The organism is Agromyces sp. NPDC052230, from assembly GCF_040679595.1.
Taxonomy (GTDB): Bacteria; Actinomycetota; Actinomycetes; order Actinomycetales; family Microbacteriaceae; genus Agromyces.
The window spans coordinates 1-18,423 of the sequence record NZ_JBFAVC010000009.1 but is presented as its reverse complement, the minus strand read 5'-3'; the positions used below and the strand labels follow the sequence as shown (position 1 = coordinate 18,423).

At 70.5% G+C, this 18,423-nt stretch carries 18 protein-coding genes; 9 read left to right on the top strand and 9 right to left on the bottom strand.

Going from position 1 to position 18,423, the window contains the following annotated elements; all coding sequences use genetic code 11:
• The first annotated feature begins 101 nt into the window (after positions 1–101).
• Complete coding sequence (locus AB0K73_RS18245) at positions 102–362, top strand: hypothetical protein (protein WP_360517874.1); 261 nt, start codon at positions 102–104, stop codon at positions 360–362.
• 73 nt (positions 363–435) lie between these two features.
• Entirely contained in the window at positions 436–1,236 is an 801-nt protein-coding gene (locus AB0K73_RS18240; protein ID WP_360517871.1) for an IclR family transcriptional regulator, read from the top strand.
• 12 nt (positions 1,237–1,248) lie between these two features.
• Here the strand turns inward: AB0K73_RS18240 and AB0K73_RS18235 are convergent, their stop codons facing one another.
• From AB0K73_RS18235 to AB0K73_RS18225, 3 genes are all read right to left on the bottom strand, one after another.
• Positions 1,249–1,764, bottom strand: a complete 516-nt coding sequence (locus AB0K73_RS18235; RefSeq protein ID WP_360517868.1) for a MarR family transcriptional regulator — start codon at positions 1,762–1,764, stop codon at positions 1,249–1,251.
• Between the two features lie 80 nt (positions 1,765–1,844).
• A complete protein-coding gene (locus AB0K73_RS18230; RefSeq protein ID WP_360517865.1) occupies positions 1,845–3,395 on the bottom strand; it encodes a chorismate-binding protein in 1,551 nt (516 codons plus the stop codon).
• Entirely contained in the window at positions 3,362–4,144 is a 783-nt protein-coding gene (locus tag AB0K73_RS18225; protein WP_360517862.1) for a DUF1932 domain-containing protein, read from the bottom strand. The genes AB0K73_RS18230 and AB0K73_RS18225 overlap by 34 nt, the downstream gene beginning before the upstream one ends.
• 170 nt (positions 4,145–4,314) lie before the next feature.
• On the opposite strand from AB0K73_RS18225, the gene folD reads away from it, so the two are divergent.
• Positions 4,315–5,175, top strand: a complete 861-nt coding sequence (gene folD / locus AB0K73_RS18220) for a bifunctional methylenetetrahydrofolate dehydrogenase/methenyltetrahydrofolate cyclohydrolase FolD (protein ID WP_360517859.1) — start codon at positions 4,315–4,317, stop codon at positions 5,173–5,175.
• 1 nt (position 5,176) lies between these two features.
• On the opposite strand, the gene AB0K73_RS18215 is transcribed toward folD, so the two are convergent.
• Positions 5,177–5,608: a helix-turn-helix domain-containing protein gene (locus tag AB0K73_RS18215; protein ID WP_360517856.1), complete on the bottom strand. Its 432-nt coding sequence runs from the start codon at positions 5,606–5,608 to the stop codon at positions 5,177–5,179.
• A gap of 61 nt (positions 5,609–5,669) precedes the next feature.
• Here AB0K73_RS18215 and AB0K73_RS18210 point away from each other — a divergent pair, with 61 nt between their 5' ends.
• A complete protein-coding gene (locus tag AB0K73_RS18210; protein ID WP_360517853.1) occupies positions 5,670–7,115 on the top strand; it encodes an MFS transporter in 1,446 nt (481 codons plus the stop codon).
• Between the two features lie 42 nt (positions 7,116–7,157).
• Here the strand turns inward: AB0K73_RS18210 and AB0K73_RS18205 are convergent, their stop codons facing one another.
• From AB0K73_RS18205 to AB0K73_RS18190, 4 genes are all read right to left on the bottom strand, one after another.
• On the bottom strand, positions 7,158–8,612 hold the full coding sequence (locus tag AB0K73_RS18205; protein ID WP_360517850.1) for a phosphomannomutase/phosphoglucomutase: 1,455 nt from the start codon (positions 8,610–8,612) through the stop codon (positions 7,158–7,160).
• Between the two features lies 1 nt (position 8,613).
• Positions 8,614–10,377: an alpha-glucosidase gene (locus tag AB0K73_RS18200; protein ID WP_360517847.1), complete on the bottom strand. Its 1,764-nt coding sequence runs from the start codon at positions 10,375–10,377 to the stop codon at positions 8,614–8,616.
• A gap of 1 nt (position 10,378) precedes the next feature.
• Positions 10,379–11,446 carry a glycosidase gene (locus AB0K73_RS18195; RefSeq protein WP_360517844.1) on the bottom strand — a complete coding sequence of 356 codons (1,068 nt, stop codon included), beginning with the start codon at positions 11,444–11,446 and terminating at the stop codon, positions 10,379–10,381.
• 61 nt (positions 11,447–11,507) lie between these two features.
• The gene (locus AB0K73_RS18190; protein ID WP_360517841.1) at positions 11,508–12,551 is read right to left on the bottom strand and encodes a LacI family DNA-binding transcriptional regulator; all 1,044 of its coding nucleotides are present in this window, start codon (positions 12,549–12,551) and stop codon (positions 11,508–11,510) included.
• 249 nt (positions 12,552–12,800) lie between these two features.
• Here AB0K73_RS18190 and AB0K73_RS18185 point away from each other — a divergent pair, with 249 nt between their 5' ends.
• The 5 genes from AB0K73_RS18185 (at position 12,801) to AB0K73_RS18165 (ending at position 17,668) form a co-directional block, all read left to right on the top strand.
• Positions 12,801–14,084 (top strand): extracellular solute-binding protein, encoded by a 1,284-nt coding sequence (locus AB0K73_RS18185; protein ID WP_360517838.1) that lies wholly within the window; start codon positions 12,801–12,803, stop codon positions 14,082–14,084.
• 100 nt (positions 14,085–14,184) lie between these two features.
• Positions 14,185–15,063, top strand: coding sequence for a sugar ABC transporter permease (locus AB0K73_RS18180; protein ID WP_360517835.1), 879 nt, complete (start codon positions 14,185–14,187; stop codon positions 15,061–15,063).
• Complete coding sequence (locus tag AB0K73_RS18175) at positions 15,053–15,961, top strand: carbohydrate ABC transporter permease (protein ID WP_360517832.1); 909 nt, start codon at positions 15,053–15,055, stop codon at positions 15,959–15,961. The genes AB0K73_RS18180 and AB0K73_RS18175 overlap by 11 nt, the downstream gene beginning before the upstream one ends.
• A 35-nt stretch (positions 15,962–15,996) precedes the next feature.
• Positions 15,997–16,929, top strand: a complete 933-nt coding sequence (locus AB0K73_RS18170; RefSeq protein WP_360517829.1) for a DUF1861 family protein — start codon at positions 15,997–15,999, stop codon at positions 16,927–16,929.
• A 31-nt stretch (positions 16,930–16,960) separates the two neighbouring features.
• Positions 16,961–17,668 (top strand): helix-turn-helix domain-containing protein, encoded by a 708-nt coding sequence (locus tag AB0K73_RS18165; protein WP_360517826.1) that lies wholly within the window; start codon positions 16,961–16,963, stop codon positions 17,666–17,668.
• Between the two features lies 1 nt (position 17,669).
• Here the strand turns inward: AB0K73_RS18165 and AB0K73_RS18160 are convergent, their stop codons facing one another.
• On the bottom strand, positions 17,670–18,248 hold the full coding sequence (locus tag AB0K73_RS18160; RefSeq protein WP_364775651.1) for a dihydrofolate reductase family protein: 579 nt from the start codon (positions 18,246–18,248) through the stop codon (positions 17,670–17,672).
• Positions 18,249–18,423 lie beyond the last annotated feature (175 nt).

Genomic DNA, 18,423 nt, shown 5'->3' with positions numbered 1-18,423 from the left:
ACAATTTTCCGGCTGGTGAAAGCCTTGGTGGGACTCGGAGCCATCAGGTGCTTGAGTGAATTCGTGGTCGAGGACCGCATGATGGAAAGAGGAGGTCCCCCATGGTGGACACGATTGACGGCCGCACGGCCGTGGATGAGGCTCTGCAGCAGTTCCGCGACATGCTCGCGTCGGACGGCTACCTGCTCAGCTGGTCGGAGGCCGGTGACGAGAAGGTCGTCGTCGAGATCGCGGCCGGCGAGGAGGCGTGCGCCGACTGCCTCGTGCCGCTTCCCGTGATGGAGGCGATCATGTCGAAGGCCCTCGAACCCACGCCGTACACGCTCGACCACGTGATCCTGCCCGAGGGCGAAGGGCACTAGCAGCGGCATCCCGACCCACGACGACCGTCGTGGGCCGACGCCCCCATGGCGGTGGCGAAGCGAGGGGAATCCAATGGCGGATCCGCACGTCGAGGACGCGGCCGATGAGGAGGCGTCCCGGTCGGTCGTCAGCCGCGCACTCGCGATCATCGGCACCTTCCACGGCGGGCGGGAACGGCAGTCGCTCTCCGACCTGAGCCGCAACTCGGGCGTGCCGATCGCCACGGCGTACCGCATCGTCCATCGCCTCACCGACTGGGGCGCCCTCGAGCGGGACCAGGCGGGCAAGTACCGCATCGGACTCCGACTGTGGGAGGTGGCGTCGCTCGCCCCACGTTCGATGGGGCTGCAGCGCATCGCGCGTCCCTACATGCAGGATCTGTACGAGACGACGCACTACAACGTGCAGCTGGCTGTGCGCGAGGGCACGGAACTCGTCTCGGTCGAGCGCTTCCAGAACCCGAACTACCGACGCGGGCGGCCGCGCGTCGGCGGGCGGTACGCCCTGCACGTCACCGCGATCGGCCTCGTGCTGCTGGCCCACGCGCCCGAGGACGTGCGCGAGGAGGTGCTCGCAGCGCCGTTGAAGCGCTACACCTCGTACACCTACGCCGACCCCGACGAACTGCGCCGCGTGCTCGCCGAGGTGAGGAGTCGGGGCTACGCGATCAGCGACCGGCAGATGGACCTCGACCACGTCGGCGTCGCGGCCCCGGTCTTCGGACCCGACGGCTCCGTCATCGCGGCGCTCTCGCTCGTCCTGCGCCATGACGACGTGGACGAGAAGAACATGATCCACCTCGTGCGCGTCACCGCGAACGGCATCTCGCGCGCGCTGCGACGGGCCGGCGAGGCGGGCCGTGCCCCGCTCTGAGCGACGGCGGGGCTAGACTCCCCGGGCCGCGCCCGTGCCGGTGACCGCGCCCGTGCCGGTGACCGCGCCCGTGGCGGCGACCGCGCCGGCGCCGATCGTCACCGTGGGGGAGCGCAGCGCGTCACGGCAGCGCCGAAGGTACGACTTGAACTGGTCGACCTCCTCGTCGGTCAGTTCACGGAGCATGTCGTCTTCGACGGTCCGTACGTCGTCGGACATGGCCGTGATGCGCGCGACTCCGGCGTCGGTGATGTGGAGCAGCATCTGGCGGCCGTGGTCGGGGTCGGGCTCCCGGCGCACGAGCCCGCCCTCGATCAGCATGGTGACGGTCTCGGCCATGGTCTGCGCCCGTACGAACGACCGACGGGCGAGCTCGGACGACGTGATTCCGGGAAGGCGCACCAGCACGGTGAGTGCCGTGTACTGCGCGAGATTCATGTCGTGCACGTTCACCACGTCGCCGAACGGGCGACGCACGCCGAGTTCCACCTGCTTGATGAGATAGATGAGTCCGCGATCGGTCGCCATGGTTCTCCAGTCGGTTCGGCTGCTCGGATCATCCTGCCACCCGAACGACGCTCGGCGCCGTTTCAGGTAGCCTGACACTATCATCCGGCGCGTCCGGCCGCACCGAGCGCCGGCTTCTCCGCCGCGGGCAGTTCCGGCCGCGGAGTCTCCCGGCTCCCCGGCCGCTCCATGACGAGGGTCGCGGATGCCGCGGCCAGCAACGGTTCCGCCTTCAGCAGGGTCTCGTCGAATTCGAGTATGTCGACCGACGACGCGGTGATGCCGCCGCCCGTGCCGATCGTCGCGACATCCGGTTGCACCACCAGGCTGCGGATGGTCATCGCGAGATCCACGCGGCCATCGGTGCCGAGGTACCCGAACGCACCCGCGTAGGGCCCGCGCGGCCCGCGCTCGAGGCGGTCGATGATCGTCATGGCGCTGTGCTTCGGCGTCCCGGTCATCGAGCCGGCGGGCAGGCACGCCTCGAGCACGTCGACCCACGATCGTCCCTCTGCGATGCGCGCCGAGATCGTGCTGACGAGCTGGTGCACGTTCCGATAGCTCTCCACGCGCAGGAGGCCGTGCACGACGACGGAGCCGAGCTCGGCCACCCGGCTGAGGTCGTTGCGCATGAGGTCGACGATCATGATGTTCTCGGCCCGCTCCTTGGGGTCCGATGCGAGCTCGTTCACGAGCGCGGCATCCTCGGTGACGGATGCCCCTCGCCGCCGCGTGCCCTTGATCGGCATGGTCTCGACCCGCCCGTCGGGCCGGATGTCGAGGAACTGCTCGGGGGAGGAGCTGAGCAGGGCGACCTCCCCGAACCGCAGGAATCCGGCGTGATGGCTCGGGTTCGCGCGCCGCAGCCGGAGGTAGGTGTCGACGGGGTCGAGGCTCGACTCGATCGTGATCTCGTTCGTCAGGCAGATCTGGAACGCGTCACCGCGCGTGATCGCCTCGCCGCATTCGTGCAGCATCCGGAGATATGCGTCGCGCGGATGCCGCAACGTCGCCAGTGCCCGAGGTGCAGCAGGCGCGGGCGGCGGTGGCGCGACGTTGCGCCCTCGCAGTGCCTCGATGGCCGCTGAGGCCTCGTCGACCCACCGGTCCGCCGACGGCGAACCTTCGGGAACCCGCAGCGTGATCGTGCGTGCGGCGTGGTCGAACGCGATGACCCGGTCGGCGAACATCAGCGCGAAGTCGGGGAGCGGGGACCGATGGTGGGGTGTGCCGACGAGCTGCGCGCCGAGCTCGTAGCCGAGCCAGCCCACCCAACCGAGCCCGAGGCCGGAGCCTCGCCCGGGTCCCGGCGAAGGCCCTCCGGCGTCCGCGGCGTGCCCCGTCGCCGTCGTCTCCCGGAGGATGTCGAACACGGACCCCGGATGCCGCGAGCAAAGGCCGCCCGTCGGAGACTCCAGCCGCACGCCGCGCCCCGAGGCATCCGGCATCGCGACCATCGACGCCGGCGACGGCGCGCCCAGGTAGCTCACGCCGGCGGTGGCACCGAAACCGCTGTCGAGCCAGAACGCCGTCGTCTCGTGGCGGAAGAGCGTGGTGAACACGACCTCCGGATCGACCCAGAACGGCAGGTCGACGTCGCGAGGCCGCCGCGGGACGGTCAGCGGATCGTCGAGGGCGAGTCCGCCAGGCATTCCAACCACTCCAGGGTCGCCGCCGTCATCGGGCTGGGTGTGCCGAGCGTGTCGACGTAGGCGCGAGCGTCGCGCATCTCGTGCACCCGGCGGGCGGCGTGCTGGTTCGTTCCCGTGACCAGCCGGTCGACGAGTGCGTGCCCGTCGGAACCGAGCTCGGCTGCGATCTGCGACCGCATCCACTCCGTCGAGCCGGTGCGCTCGGCCGCCGCGAGGCTCTCGAACGTGAGCGCGGCGAGCCCCTTCATGAAGACGCTTCGCAGCAGTTTGAGTCCGGCGGCGACGCCGGCCTCGGGCCCGACGTCCTCGATGGGAACCCGCAGCGCCGTGAACGCATCGGTCAGCCACGCCGCACCGGTGCCGCAGGCGAGCAGGGGCGTGTCGACGCCGGCGCGCGGCACGGGAGCCATGATGGCGACGTCGACGAAGCCGACGGATGCCGCGTGCGCTCCCGCGGCCAGGCGCCGCATCAGCTCGGGCGACGCCGTGTTCAGGTCCGCGAAGACGGTGCCCGTGTCCATGGCGGCGTGCGCCTGTTCGGCGACGGCGGCCGCTGCGGACGCCCCGACGAGGCTCAGGGTGACGTCGGCCCCGCGCACGGCCGCCTCGAGGCTCGGGGCGATGGTGCCGATGTCGAGTGGTTCGCCCGTGTGCGCCGGATCGAAGCCGCGCACGATCGCTCCGCGGCGGTGGAGGCCCTCGGCATACGCGCGGCCGGCCTCGCCCAATCCGAGAACGGCGATCTCCATCGTGACTCCTCCTCGACAAGAGTGTAGGTTTGATTGTAGACAAAAATGAATGAAATCGGACGGACGTTCTTCGCAGGGCAGCGGAGATGCACCCGTCGTCCGCGGTCCGCTCCTCGGAAAGGCGCAACGAACATGACGGATCCCGCAGCTCGAACCCCGGCGGAACTCCGATGACCGCGCAGGTCATCGACGGCAAGGCCGTCGCCGCTCGCCTTCGGGAACGCCTCACGGGCGACATCCGTGCGTTCACCGAATCGTCGGGAAGCGCGCCCGGACTCGCGACGATCCTCGTCGGCGAAGACCCGGCGAGCCAGGTCTACGTCGCCAGCAAGCGCAAGCAGGCGGTCGCGGTCGGGATCGAGGATCACCACGTGCACCTCGACGAGGGCGCGACGGCCGACGAGATCGCCGACACCATCAGGCGTCTCGCCGATGACCCGAGCGTCTCGGGCATCCTCCTCCAGCTGCCGCTGCCGAAGGGCGTGGACTCCGGCCCGCTCATCGACCTGATCCCGGCCGACAAGGACGTCGACGGGCTCACCACGCTCAGCGCCGGGCTCCTCGCCCGCGGCAAGCCCGGGCTCCGCCCGTGCACCCCGAGCGGCGTGATCGAGCTGCTCGACGCCGCCGGGGTCGAGATCTCCGGCGCGCGTGCCGTCGTCGTCGGGCGCTCCGAGCTCGTGGGCGCTCCGCTCGCCCAGCTGCTCACGCAACGCGACGCCACCGTGACGATCGCGCACTCCCGAACCCGCGACCTACCGGACGTCACCCGAACGGCCGACATCCTCGTCGCCGCGGCCGGACGCCCCGGCCTCATCACGGCCGAGCACGTGAAGCCGGGCGCCGCCGTCATCGACGTCGGCATCCACCGCACGCCCGACGGGCTCCGCGGCGACGTCGACGACGACGCGGTGACCGAGGTCGCGGGCTGGATCACGCCCGTGCCGGGCGGCGTCGGTCCGATGACGATCGCGATGCTCCTGCGCAACACCCTGCTCGCCGCTCGGATGCAGCGGGGCGAGGAGATCTGAGTCAGACGCCGGCCGCGGCATCCGCTCGGTCGAAGCGACTGCGTGCGGCCGCGATATCCGCCTGATGCGCCTCGGTCCAGACCACGAACGACTGCACCGTGGCGTGCAGCGAGCGCCCGAGGTCGGTGAGCTCGTAGTCCACGCGCGGCGGAACGACCGGATGCACCGTGCGACGCACCATGCCGTCGCGCTCGAGCTGGCGCAGCGTGACGGTGAGCATGCGCTGGCTGATGCCGTCGATGCGGCGCTTGAGCTCCGTGAAGCGCATCGTGCCGTCGTCGAGCAGGGCGATCACGAGCAGCGACCACTTGTCGGCGATGCGGTCGAGGATCTGGCGCACCTCGCAGTCCTCGCGGGTGTCCCACTGGAACGGGTCGGGGCAGTCGGTTCCCTCGTAGGAACCGAGTGACTTCGAAGTGCCGTCTTCCGTCATGCGTCAATGGTGACGCAGGATGTGGTCGGTATCAAGAAGTAACCGAAAATCAGGAGCCGCATTGACGACCGACACCCGCTCGATTCCCGTGCCGCCCGCCGAGCGCGCAGCGCCATTCACCGACCGGCTGCGGGGGCGTGCCCTCTGGCTGCTCATCGTGCTGTGCGGCGCCGCGTTCCTCGAGGGCGTCGACATCGCCATGTTCAACGTCGCCCTGCCGGTCATTCGGGCCGATCTCGGTCTTGCGACCGGCGAACTCCAGTGGGTGGTGAGCGCCTACATCCTCGGGTACGGCGGGTTCATGCTGCTCGGCGGCCGGGCCGCCGACCTCCTCGGGCGCCGTCGGGTGTTCCTCGGGGCGATGATGGTCTTCCTCGTGTTCTCGGCGCTCGGCGGTCTCGCCACCGAGTCGTGGACGCTCCTCGCCGCACGGGCCGTCACCGGCATCGCCGCCGCCTTCATGATGCCGGCGGGCCTGTCGATCATCACGACAAGCTACGCTGAGGGGCCGCTGCGCACGAGGGCGCTGCTGATCTACGCGGGGATCGGTGCAGCCGGATTCTCGCTCGGCCTCGTCGCCGGAGGGCTCCTCACCATGCTCGGGTGGCGGTGGGTGTTCTTCGCGCCCGTCCTCGTCACGGGAGTGCTGCTGGCACTCGCCCTGCCGCTCGTGCCCCGTCAGCCCGCGACATCCGCTCGCGTCGGTCGTGGGCGAGCGGATGTCGCGGGCGCCGTCACCGTGACCGGCGCGTTCCTCACGCTCATCGCGGCCATCGAGCAGTCGTCGCACGCGGCCCCGATCGTCACTGGACTCCTGGCGGGTTCGAGCGTCGTGCTGTTCGCCGCGTTCGTCATGATCGAGCGGCGTGCGCCCGAACCGCTCGTGCGGCTCTCGTTCCTGCGACGGATGCCGCTCCTTCGTGCGTACGCGGGCGCCGCCGCCCTCGCCGCGGGGTTCATGGGCTTCCAGTTCCTCGTGGTGCTGCACCTCCAGGAGCTGCTCGGATGGACGACGCTGCAGACGTCGCTCGCGATGCTCGTGATGGGGATCGACGCCATTCTCGCGCCGACGGTGACGCCGCGACTCGTCGCACGCTTCGGGCTCTGGCCCGTGATCCTCGGCGGACTCGTCTTCGCCGCGGTGTCCTTCCTGCTGTTCTTCCCGGTCGCGCCCGACTGGACCTACGCGGCCATGTTCCCGAGCTTCCTCGCGGTCGGCCTCGCGTTCACCTTCGCGTATGGACCGCTCACCGTCGCAGCGACCGACGGCGTCGACGACGACGACCAGGGGCTCAGTGGCGGGCTGCTGTACACCTCGTTCCAGTTCGGGGCCGCGATCGGCCTGGCGGCCACCAGTGCGCTGCTCATGGCGGTCGCCGCCGACGGGGTCGCAGCCGTCGACGCCACGCGCACGGCGCTCGTGGTGCCGGTGGCGGCATCCGTCATCGGGATCGCCGTCGCCATCGCGGGCGTCGTCGCGAGCGGTCGCGCGCGCCTCGGGCGATGACCCTCGGTGCGCCCGTGCACTCGGCGACCCCGGGTCGCCGGGTCAGCGGTCGCGCTCCTGCACGAGCGACAGCACCTCGTCGCGAATGCGTTCCATGGTGGGCCGATCGGTGGCCTCAACGTTGAGCCGGAGCAGCGGCTCGGTGTTCGATGCCCGCAGGTTGAACCACCACTTCGGCGCAGAGTCCCATCGGCTCAGCGTCAGCCCGTCGAGTTCATCGAGGTCCGCAGGCGCATCCCGTTCCGGGGACAGGAAGGCCGCGAGCACGCGATCGCGCGCGGCAGACACGTCGGCGACGCGCGAGTTGATCTCCCCGCTCGCCGCGTACGGGTCGTCGGGGCATACGAGATCGGCCAGCGACCGGTCCCCGCCACCGAGTTCCGCGAGCACGTGCATGGCCGCGAGCATCCCGGTGTCGGCGAAGAAGAAGTCCCGGAAGTAGTAGTGGGCGCTGTGTTCGCCGCCGAAGACCGCGTCGTGCTGCGACATCCGGGCCTTGATGAAGGAATGTGCGACGCGGGTGCGCACGGTTCGCGCGCCGGCCGCACCGAGCAGTTCGGGGACGGCGCGGGAGGTGATCGCGTTGTGGATCACCGTCGGGACGCGGCCCGCCCGCAGCTCGGCCGCGACGACCCGCCGGCCGACGAGGGTCGTGATGGCCGATGGCGACACCGGAGCCCCGTCGCCGTCCACGACGAAGCAGCGGTCGGCGTCGCCGTCGAACGCGATGCCGAGGTCGGCCCGGTGCTCGACGACGGCCGACTGGAGGTCGCGGAGGTTCTCGGGGTCGAGCGGGTTCGGTTCGTGGTTCGGGAATTCGCCGTCGAGCTCGAAGTAGAGCGGCACGATCTCGAGGGGCAGCGACGGCAGCCCCGCGGCCGTGCCGAGCACCGCCGGCGCCGTGTGGCCGGCCATGCCGTTGCCCGCGTCGATGACGACCTTGAGCGGGCGGATGCCCGAGAGGTCCACGAGTCCGCGCAGGAATCGGGCGTAGTCGGCGAGGAGGTCGGTCTCGGCGATGGTGCCCCGGCGCGCGGCAGGTTCAGGGAGCCCGTCGCGGAGGAAGGCGCCCGCCATGCTGCGGATGTCGGCGAGACCCGTGTCCTCGCCCACCGGGCGCGCGCCGGCCCGGCAGAGCTTGATGCCGTTGTACTGCGCCGGATTGTGGCTCGCGGTGAACATCGCGCCCGGCAGGCCGAGTGCACCGGAGGCGTGGTACAGCCCGTCGGTCGAGCACAGACCGATCTGCACCACGTCGATGCCCGCGTCGGTCAGGCCCTCGACGAACGCCCGTGCGAGACCGGGACCGGATGCGCGCATGTCGTGGCCGACCACGACCGTCGTCTGCTCCGCGGCGTCCGCTGGTGCGCTGCCGGCCTCGGGGTGCACCACCACCCGGGCGAAGGCGGCGCCCAGCGCGTGCGCGACGGTCGGATCGAGCTCGTCGGGCACGATGCCGCGGATGTCGTAGGCCTTCACGAGGTGCGAGAGATCCATGTCAGGTGCCTTCCGGGTCGGGCTGCAGGGGGTCGGTCGGCACGGCCGATGCGGGCTCGGCACGCGCCGGGCGCCGGCGGATCTGCGCCTCCCACGGCGCGAGGGAGGTGTGCGCCACCGCGCCCGCGGGCTCGCCGGGCGAGAGATTGGATAGCACGACCTCGGCGCCGTGCCAGTCGCGCAGCACCTCGTCGTCGGGGAGGTCGGCACGCTCGCCCGAGAGGTTCGCGACGAGCAGCACCTCGGTGCTCCCGTCGTCGCGCACGAGGCCGTGGATGCGCTCGTGCTCGGGCCACAGCACGCGGACATCGCCGTCGACGAGCGCGGGCAGCGCACGACGGAGCCCGACCAGCCGGCGGTAGTGGGCGAGCACCGAGTGCGGATCATCCTCCTGTCGCCGCACGTTGAGCCAGGCGTGGTCGGGGTTGATCGCCAGCCACGGGGTGCCGGTCGTGAAGCCGGCCGCCGGCGACCCGTCCCACTGCATCGGCGTGCGGGCGTTGTCGCGCCCGAGCCGCTGCAGGCCGGCGACGACCTCGTCGGGCGCCGCGCCCGCCGCGGTCGCCGTGGCGAATTCGTGGTGGGCCGCGAGGTCGGAGAACTCGGCGATGTCGCGGAACGGGAAGTTGCGCATCCCGATCTCGTCCCCCTGGTAGATGAACGGGGTTCCCCGGTGGCACATGAGCACGGTCGCCCAGCAGGTCGCCGATCGCGCCCGCCACCGCCCGTCGTCGCCGTACCGCGACACGATGCGGGCCTGGTCGTGGTTCGACAGGAACAGGGCGGTCCACGGGGACGCGCCCGGGCCAGCTTGCCACCGGTTCGTCCAGGACGCGAAGTCGGGCAGGCGCAAGGGCCGGGATCGCCAGCGCTCGGGTTCTCGGTCGAGTTCGGCGTGCTCGAACTGGATGACCATGTCGAGCGGGCCGGTGACGGGGTGCGCGAGCGCCGCCGCCTGCTCCACCGAGAGGCCGGGCGTCTCGCCGAGCAGCAGCAGGTCGTCGCGGCTGCCGACCACCGCGTCGCGCAGTTCGATCAGGTACTCGCGCAGCCTCGGCCCGTTCACGCAGAGGGCCGCGCCGTCGGCGAGCGCCGTGCCGGCGACTGCCGGTCCGTCGGCGATCGGGTCGGGCTTGTCGACGTGGTTGATGACGTCGAGTCGGAAGCCGTCGATGCCGCGGTCGCGCCACCACCGCAGCATCCCGAAGATCGCCTCGCGAGCCCGAGGGTTCGACCAGTCGAGGTCGGGCTGCCACCGTGAGAAGGTTCCGAGGTAGTACTCGCCGGTCGCCTCGTGCCACGTCCACGCCGAGCCGCCGAACACCGCGCCCCAGTTCGTGGGCTCGGCACCCGGCTCCCCACCGTGGTGCCCGGGGCGCGGCGGGCGCCAGATGTACCAGTCGCGTTCGGGGGCGTCGCGCCGGAGACCGGCCAGGAACCACGGGTGCTCGTGCGACGTATGGTTCAGCACCATGTCGAGGATGACCCGGATGCCACGCGCGTGCGCCGCGGCCACGAGGTCGTCGAGGTCCTGCAGCGACCCGAAGCGTCGATCCACGTCGAAGTAGTCGGAGACGTCGTAGCCGTGGTCGTACTGCGGCGACGGGAAGACCGGGCACAGCCATACGGCGCCCACGCCGAGTGAGGCGATGTGGTCGAGCCTGCCGATCAGCCCGCGGAGGTCGCCGACGCCGTCTCCGTCGCTGTCGGCGAACGATCGCGGGTACACCTCGTAGACGACCGTGTCCCGCCACCATGCGGTCATGTCAGGCGTCGATCCGATCGAGGCGCGCGACGCCGATCTTCGCGTCGGCCATGCCGTAGAAGACGAATCGGTGCCCGTCGATCTCCTCGATGGCCGTGGGGAACACGACCTGGTCGACCGTTCCTTCGAGTTCGTGAGGCGCCTCGGGCACCATCAGCGGCTCGGCCGAGCGCGCGAGCACGCGGTGCGGCTCGTCCGCATCGAGGATCATGGCGCCGACCGAGTAGCGGACGTCGTTATCGGTGGACCACGGGTCGCGGATCTCGCCCGTGACGCCGTGGTGGAGCAGCAGCCAGCCCTCCGGCACGCGCACCGGCGCCGGCCCGGCGCCGATCTTCAGCTCCTCGAACGGGAAGGCCGGTCGCGCGAGCTCGCGCGACCCGCGCTGGCACGTCAGCGACGCGAGGTCCTCGAGCACGGATGCTGCGGGGCTGTACGAGATCCAGATCGAGGGGCGCGGGTCGTCGTGGCCGCTGGGCGGCCAGATGCGTTCGCCGGCTCGGATCGACCCGAGGTCCCACGTGGGACGGTGCAGCAACGCGAAGCTGGGCGTGCCCTCGGGATCGAGGACGACCTCGGGGAAGACGACGACGTCCTTGTTCGGGTAGAGGTTCAGGTCGACGTCGAGTTCGGGGTCGTACTCGAAGTGGAGCGGCCCGAGTCGCCGCCAGGTCCGGAGGTCCTCGGACACCGCGAGCGCCGTGCGCGGGCCGAACGGCCCGTACGCGACGTACGTCATCACGTGCACCCCGAGTGCCTCGACCCACGTGACCCGCGGGTCCTCGGTCCCCGCGGTGCGCGCGCCCTGCTCCCACCGGTTCGCCGGCTCCAACACGACTCCCTGCCGCTCGACACCCACGGGCACGCCGTCCTCGACGACGATGCGCGCGATGCCGACCCGCGAGACGTTGCCGTCGGCGACGATCCTCGGCAACAGGTAGAGCTCGCCGTCGGGGCCGCGACCGGATGCCGGGTTGAGCACGCCCTCCGCCTCGAGCACGTTCCCGGGCTCGGGCTGCATGAGCGTGTGCAGCCGCGTCAGGGTGTACGGGATGCCGTCGACGGACACGGTTCTCCTTCGGGAGGATGCTGATGCTGGATTCGGAGGCGGGCGGATCGGGTCCGGTGGATCAGGCCGGCGCGGCGCCGGTGGACGACCTGACCACGAACGTGGAGACGCCGGCCTGCACGGTGTCGGGCACGTCGTCGCCGTCCAGGACCTCGAGGAGGGTTCGCGCCGCGCCCTCTCCCCAGCCGAACGGGTCGGTGCGAACGGTGGTGAGCGGCGGGTTGATGTACTCGGAGAGCTCCGCGTCGTCGAAGCCGACGATCGAGACATCCCCCGGCACGTCCAGCCCGGCGGCCTGGGCCGCGATGATGCCGGCGACCGCCATCGTGTCGTTGTCGAAGGCGATGGCGGTGGGCCGCCGCTCGGAAGTGGTCTCCAGTAGGGCGCGCATCGCCTGCGCACCGCCCTCCGCGGTGAAGTCGGACGCAACGCTCGCTGCGAGGTCGAGCCCCATCCGCCGGAGCGCGCCGCGCCAGCTGGCATCGCGCTGGTTCGGGTGCAGGTACGTCAGGGGGCCGCTCACATGGGCGATCCGGCGGTGCCCGAGCCCCACGAGGTGCTCGGCCGCCGCGTCGATGGCCGTGACGTCGTCGTTGCACACCGCCGGGAACGGCGATGCCACGTCAGGACGGTTCAACGTTACGGCGGCGAGCCCGAGCGACGAGACGAGCGCGGGTCGAGGGTCGTTCCGCCGGAGGTCGGCGAGGATGACGCCGTCGACCCGGCGGCTGCTGGCGAGGCGTTCGTAAGCGGCGCGCTCGGCCGCGTCGTCCTCGACGAAGCGGAGCAGCACCGAGGTGTCGTCGGCGGAGACCGCGAGTTCCACGCCCGCGATGAACGGCGCGAAGAAGGGGTCGGAGCGGAGTGTCTGCGGGGTTCGTGCCAGGACGAGTCCGATCGCCCCGGCGCGCGAGTTCGAAAGCGACCGGGCGATCTGGCTCGGCTGGTAGCCGAGCTCGTCGATCGCGGCGAGGATCCGGGCGCGCGTCTCGGGAGCCACGCCGGCGCGGCCGTTGAGGACGAACGAGACGGTGCCCTTCGACGTGCGGGCGTGCGCCGCCACGTCGCTGATCGTCGGCCGTTTCGCCCGGCTCGCAGTCATCATCGCCTCCCTCCGCCCATCGTCGTCGGCATCGGTTCGCAGTGGAAACTTCAAACCGGTTTGACTGGGAAGTCAATACGCTCCGATCGTCCATGTCAAGTCCGCGTCCGCACCGGAAGGACAAGCGTCGGGGAAACGTCTTGACAACTCCGCGCGGCTGGGCTTGAATGCACATTCAAACCGGTTTGAATCGGTTGGATATAACATCGAACGCACCGCCGGCAGGGATGTCTGCGCACGAAGGAGCACACAATGAAGTCGCGTCTTTGGGGTACCGCCGCGTTGGGGGTCGCGGTCGTCCTGACCGCCTCCGCATGCAGCGCCGGATCGGGCGGAGGCGGCGGCGACTCGGCCGCGACCGGCCCGATCACGATCTGGTACTCGAACAACGAGCAGGAGATCAAGTGGGGTGAGCAGGTCGTCGAGGCGTGGAACGAGGAGCACCCCGACGAGGAGGTCACGGCACAGGAGATCCCCGCCGGGAAGTCCTCCGAGGAGGTCATCGGCGCGGCCATCGCCGCAGGCAACGCGCCGTGCCTGGTCTACAACGTCGCGCCGGCGGCGGTCGCGGACTTCCAGCGGCAGGGTGGTCTCGTCGACCTGTCCGGACTGCCCGGGGGCACCGAGTACATCGAGGAGCGGTCGGGTGACGACGCCGCCCAGTTCACCTCGAGCGATGGTCACTACTACCAGATGCCGTGGAAGTCGAACCCCGTGGTGCTCTTCTACAACAAGGCGGCGTTCGAGGCGGCCGGCCTCGACGCCGAACAGCCGGCGCTCTCGACCTACGACGACTTCCTCGACAGCGCTCGGGCCCTGGTCTCCTCGGGCGCCGCGAAGTATGCGGTCTACCCGTCGCCCGGCTCGGAGTTCTACCAGCCGTGGTTCGACTTCTACCCGTTCTTCGCCGCGGAGTCGGGCGGCTCGCAACTGCTCGAGGACGGCACGGCGGCCTTCACCGATGACGCGGGCCTCGCGGTCGCCGACTTCTGGAGCTCGTTCTACGAGGAGGGCCTCGCCGGCAAGGAGGTCTACACCGGCGACGCGTTCACCGACGGCGTCTCGGCGATGGCGATCGCCGGGCCGTGGGCGGTCGCGTCGTACGAGGGCAAGGTGGACTGGGGCACGGTCTCCGTCCCGACCTCGGCGGGAACGGACCCGGCCGACACCTACACGTTCGACGACGCCAAGAACATCGGAATGTTCACGTCCTGCGAGAACCAGGGCACCGCGTGGGAGTTCCTGAAGTTCTCGACGAGCGAGGAGCAGGATGGCGCGCTCCTGGAGCTGACCGGGCAGATGCCGCTGCGGCCGTCGCTTGCCACCGTGTACCCGGACTTCTTCGCCGAGCACCCCGAGTACGAGCAGTGGGCCGAGGGGCGCACCGTCGCCGTGCCGAACACCCTGAACTCCACCGAGATCTGGCAGGTGTTCCGCGACGCGTGGACGAAGTCCGTGATCTTCGGCGAGCAGGACGTGCAGGCCGCGTTCGACGAGGCCGCGGCCGAGATCGACACGCTGGCGTCCGCGGACTGACATGACCGCCACCCGCACCAGCCGCCCGGACGAGAGGGCCGATGCCCTCTCGTCCGGGCGGGGCGCTGCGCCGCGCCCGCGGCGGGGGCTCGCGAGGATCATGGGACAGAACCCGATCGGCGCGCTCTTCTCCCTCCCGTACGCGATCTTCCTGGTTTTCGTCTTCCTGTACCCGCTGGGCTTCGGCATCTACATCGCGTTCCACGACTACTTCTTCGCGGCGCCGGGGGCAGAGGTCGATCGCCCGTTCGTCGGCCTCGACAACTTCCAGGCGGTGCTCACCGATCCCAAGGTGCTCGCGTCCTTCGGGCACATCGGCGTGTTCCTCGTGATCAACGTGCCGCTCACCATCGCCGCCGGCCTGCTGCTGGCGACGGCGCTGAACCGCGCCGTGCGCTTCGTCACCGCGTACCGGGTCGCCTATTACGTCCCGTACGTCACGGCCTCGGTGGCGACGGTGACGATCTGGATGTTCATGTTCAGCTCGGGCGGCATCGTGAACTCGATCCTCGGCCCGCTCGCTCCCGACCCGTCGTGGCTCGTGAATTCCGTGTGGGCGATGCCGATGATCGCACTGTACGTCACGTGGAAGCAGCTGGGATTCTTCATCCTGCTGTACCTCGCTGCGCTTCAGAACATCCCGAAGGAGCTGTACGAGTCCGCGAAGACCGACGGCGCGAGCGCGTGGTGGTCGTTCCGTGCGGTCACCTGGCCCGGGGTGCGGCCCGCGACGGCACTGGTCGCGACGCTGGCCATCATCACGGGCGCCAACCTCTTCACCGAGCCGTACCTGCTCACGGGTGGGGGCGGGCCGAACGGCGCCTCGACGACGCCGGTACTGCTCATCTACCAGGAGGGTATCCAGCAGAACCATCCCGGCATCGCCTCGGCGATCGGGATCCTGCTCGTGGTCCTCGTGCTGGCGCTGTCGTGGATCGCCCGGCGCGCCACGGAAGGAAGGCACCGAGATGACCGCTGAGAGCTCCGCCGTCGCGTCGAGGGGCGCCACAGGGCGGCGCGACGATGGACGGCCGAGGCGGGGCCGACGGGCGCCGTTCGGCGCCGTGGCCGCGTACGTGCTCCTCACGCTCGGGGCGCTGGCGTTCGCGTTCCCCTTCTACTACATGCTGCTCGGTTCCGTGCAGACGCGGAAGGACGCGACGGCGCACGGCCTCATCCCGTGGCCGTCGAACCTCACGTTCGCCAACTACGCGGGCATCGACGAGGCGATCGACATCGGGCGCTCCCTGCTCAACTCGTTCGTGTTCACGGGCGGCGTGCTGCTCGGCACGCTCGTGTTCGGCGTCGTCGCCGGCTATGCGCTCGCGCTGCTGCGCTATCGCGGCAGGGGCACGCTGTTCGCCGTGATGCTCCTCGTGCAGACCGTGCCGTTCCAGCTGCTCATGATCCCGCTCTACGTCATGACCGTGCGCACGTTCGGGCTCGCCGACAACTACCTGGGCATGATCCTGCCGTTCGCGATCAACTCCACCGCCGTGCTGATCTTCCGGACCTACTTCCTGCAGTTGCCCGCCGACCTGTTCAACGCGGCGCGCATCGACGGCGCGGGCGAGCTCAGGATCTTCTGGTCGATCGCGCTTCCCCTCGTCCGTCCGGCCATCCTGACGGCGACGCTCCTGACCTTCATCGGTCCGTGGAACGAGTTCCTCTGGCCGTTCCTGATCACGAAGGACCAGTCGATGCAGCCGCTCGCGGTCTCGCTCGCGAACTACATCGACAAGGCGGCCACCCACGACAACCCGTTCGGCGTGCTGCTCGCCGGCGCCGTCGTGCTGTCGCTCCCGGCCGTGATCCTCTTCATCGTCTTCCAGCGGCACTTCACCCCAACCGAGCTCGGATCGGGCGTGAAGGGATGACCGGAGCCGCGCAGACCCGAACCGAAAGGACCCGGATGGGCCGCACCGTCACGACCGAACGACTCCTCGCGGAGTACCGGAGGAACGCCGCAGTGCCGCTCGCCGTCGAACGGCTCTCCTTCGACGGCGTCGGCGATCGCGACGTCTACAATCCGTCGGGGATCTTCACCGATGCGTCTGGCCGTGAGCTGCTCGCCGGCCGCGTCGAGGAGCGCACGAGTGAGTGGTCGAAGGTCGTCGTGTTCGAGCGGGCCGGCGGCGTCTGGCAGGTGGTTCCGGATGCCGCGGCCCTCGACCTGCAGGACCCGTTCGTGTTCCACCACGCGGGCACGCGCTACCTCGGCGGCGTCGAGATCACCGAGGTCGAGGGAGAAGGCGGAACGCCCGTCTTCGCGTGGCGCACGGTCGTGATGGATCACTCCGACATGTCCCGCCCGGCGACGGCGTTCACGGGGCCGTGGGGCATGAAGGACCTCCGGTTCGTCGATCTCGCCGACGGACGCCTCGGCGTCTTCACGCGGCCGCAGGGCAGCGAAGACGGGCGGGGCCGCATCGGCTTCACCACGGTCGACTCGCTCGCCGCCCTCACGATCGACGACGTCGCGGCGGCGCCGCGCCTCGAGCGGCTCTTCGTCCCGGAGGAATGGGGCGGGGTGAACCACGCCTGGCTCCTGGACGACGGGCGCCTCGGCGTGCTCGGCCACATCGCCGCGTTCGACGACGACGGGGCGCGGCACTACTACCCGATCTCCTTCGCGTTCGACCCGGCCACGTCCGAGGTCATCGACCCCCGGATCCTGTTCGAGCGACGCGACCTGCCCGACGGGCCGGCGAAGCGCGCCGACCTCCACGACGTCATCTTCCCGGGGTGGGCGGATGTCGCGCACGATCCGCAACTCGTCGTCTGCGGGGCATCCGACGCCGAGGTCTTCGCCGTCGGGCTCCCCGCCGGAGCACTGGTGTCCTGACGTCGCGGCACGCGCGGCGTATCCTTCATCCGTGGAATTGTGCTTCAGGACGCGCCAGTCCGACTCGCGGTGGGTCGACACCGTCTGGACCTGCACGAGCGAGCAGGTCACCGAGATGACATCCGTGGCAGGGGTGCGCTGGGGTCTGGTGTTCTGGAAGCAGGACGGCCGCGCGTACGCGAGCGTCACCGGTCCCGAGACCCGGACGGGCACGGTGCCGGTTCCGGAGGGCGCGACCTTCACGGGCATCGAATTCGCGGTGGGCACCTCGTTGCGGGCCATGCCCACGCCGGCGCTGGTCGACGCGGGCGTCGAACTCCCCGACACCACGCGCCGGACGTTCCGGCTGGACGGCGCACGCTGGGAGACTCCTGACCCCGACGATGCCGAGGCCCTGGTCGAGCGGCTCGTCCGGGCCGGGATCGTGGTCGGTGACCCGCTCGTCGCCGGGGTGCTCCGCGGGCACCGCCCGGACGTCTCGGGGCGCACGGTCGAACGCCGGTTCCGCGCCGTGACCGGGCTGACGCGGGGCGCCATCCGGCAGATCGAGCGGGCCCGCACGGCGGCGGGGCTACTGGCCGCCGGTGACCCGACCGACGATGTCGTCGCCAAGCTCGGCTACTTCGACGAGCCGCACCTGGCCCGCGCGCTGCGCTCCTACATCGGACGGACCGTCGGGCAGCTGCGCGAGGGTGCCGGCGGTGCGATCGCCCTCGACCTGAATCAGCCCACGACCTGAATCAGCGCTTCACGTCGTAGACCAGCTTCAGGATCCCGTTCGGATAGCTCTCCGACTCCCGGAGCGTCAGCATGTACTTGTCGCGGTCGGCCCGCCCGAACAGGCTCTTCCCGGCACCGAGCAGGACGGGGAAGACCAGCAGGTTGTATTGGTCGATCAGGCCGGCGTCCGACAGCCGCCGGGCCAGTTCCGCGCTCCCGTGGATGAAGATCGCGCCGCCCTCGCCCTCCTTGAGCGCGGCGACGTCCTCGGTCGAACGCAGGATCGTCGTCGGCCCCCACCCGTCGACAAGGGCGTCCTCGGGCAGCGTGGTCGACACCACGTACTTGGGTAGTTCCTTGTAGTCGGCGTGGTCCTCCGAGCCGGGCCAGACCGGCGCGAACGCCTCGTAGCTGCGGCGACCGAACATGAGCGCCGTCGTGTCGGCGAGCTCCTCAGCCTTCAGCGACCAGGCTTCCGGGACGAACTCGAGGTCCTTGATCACCCAGCCGCCGCTGCGGTGCTCCTCCCCAGGCCCGCCGCCGGGCGAGTCCACGACTCCGTCGAGCGACATGAAACCGGTGTAGACCAGGTTACGCACGAGCACATTCTCCTCACGATCGGGCGAGCTACCTGGGTCCACAGTAGAGCGCGGACACGGGGCGGTCTTGGACGAAAACGACAGCGGCCTGAGTACGCACAGAGCGGCGGGGGGGGGGGGGGGGGGGGGGGGGGGGGGCCCCCGGCGGCCGCGGGGTGGGAGCGCGGGCACCCCC

Bases quoted from the DNA above. Each gene is read 5' to 3' on its own strand.
- AB0K73_RS18215 (WP_360517856.1), bottom strand. From the start codon at position 5,608: ATGACGGAAGACGGCACTTCGAAGTCACTCGGTTCCTACGAGGGAACC.
- AB0K73_RS18240 (WP_360517871.1), top strand. From the start codon at position 436: ATGGCGGATCCGCACGTCGAGGACGCGGCCGATGAGGAGGCGTCCCGG.
- AB0K73_RS18180 (WP_360517835.1), top strand. From the start codon at position 14,185: ATGGGACAGAACCCGATCGGCGCGCTCTTCTCCCTCCCGTACGCGATC.
- folD (WP_360517859.1), top strand. From the start codon at position 4,315: ATGACCGCGCAGGTCATCGACGGCAAGGCCGTCGCCGCTCGCCTTCGG.
- AB0K73_RS18170 (WP_360517829.1), top strand. From the start codon at position 15,997: ATGGGCCGCACCGTCACGACCGAACGACTCCTCGCGGAGTACCGGAGG.
- AB0K73_RS18190 (WP_360517841.1), bottom strand. From the start codon at position 12,551: ATGATGACTGCGAGCCGGGCGAAACGGCCGACGATCAGCGACGTGGCG.
- AB0K73_RS18230 (WP_360517865.1), bottom strand. From the start codon at position 3,395: ATGCCTGGCGGACTCGCCCTCGACGATCCGCTGACCGTCCCGCGGCGG.
- AB0K73_RS18235 (WP_360517868.1), bottom strand. From the start codon at position 1,764: ATGGCGACCGATCGCGGACTCATCTATCTCATCAAGCAGGTGGAACTC.
- AB0K73_RS18245 (WP_360517874.1), top strand. From the start codon at position 102: ATGGTGGACACGATTGACGGCCGCACGGCCGTGGATGAGGCTCTGCAG.
- AB0K73_RS18225 (WP_360517862.1), bottom strand. From the start codon at position 4,144: ATGGAGATCGCCGTTCTCGGATTGGGCGAGGCCGGCCGCGCGTATGCC.
- AB0K73_RS18175 (WP_360517832.1), top strand. From the start codon at position 15,053: ATGACCGCTGAGAGCTCCGCCGTCGCGTCGAGGGGCGCCACAGGGCGG.
- AB0K73_RS18185 (WP_360517838.1), top strand. From the start codon at position 12,801: ATGAAGTCGCGTCTTTGGGGTACCGCCGCGTTGGGGGTCGCGGTCGTC.
- AB0K73_RS18205 (WP_360517850.1), bottom strand. From the start codon at position 8,612: ATGGATCTCTCGCACCTCGTGAAGGCCTACGACATCCGCGGCATCGTG.
- AB0K73_RS18200 (WP_360517847.1), bottom strand. From the start codon at position 10,377: ATGACCGCATGGTGGCGGGACACGGTCGTCTACGAGGTGTACCCGCGA.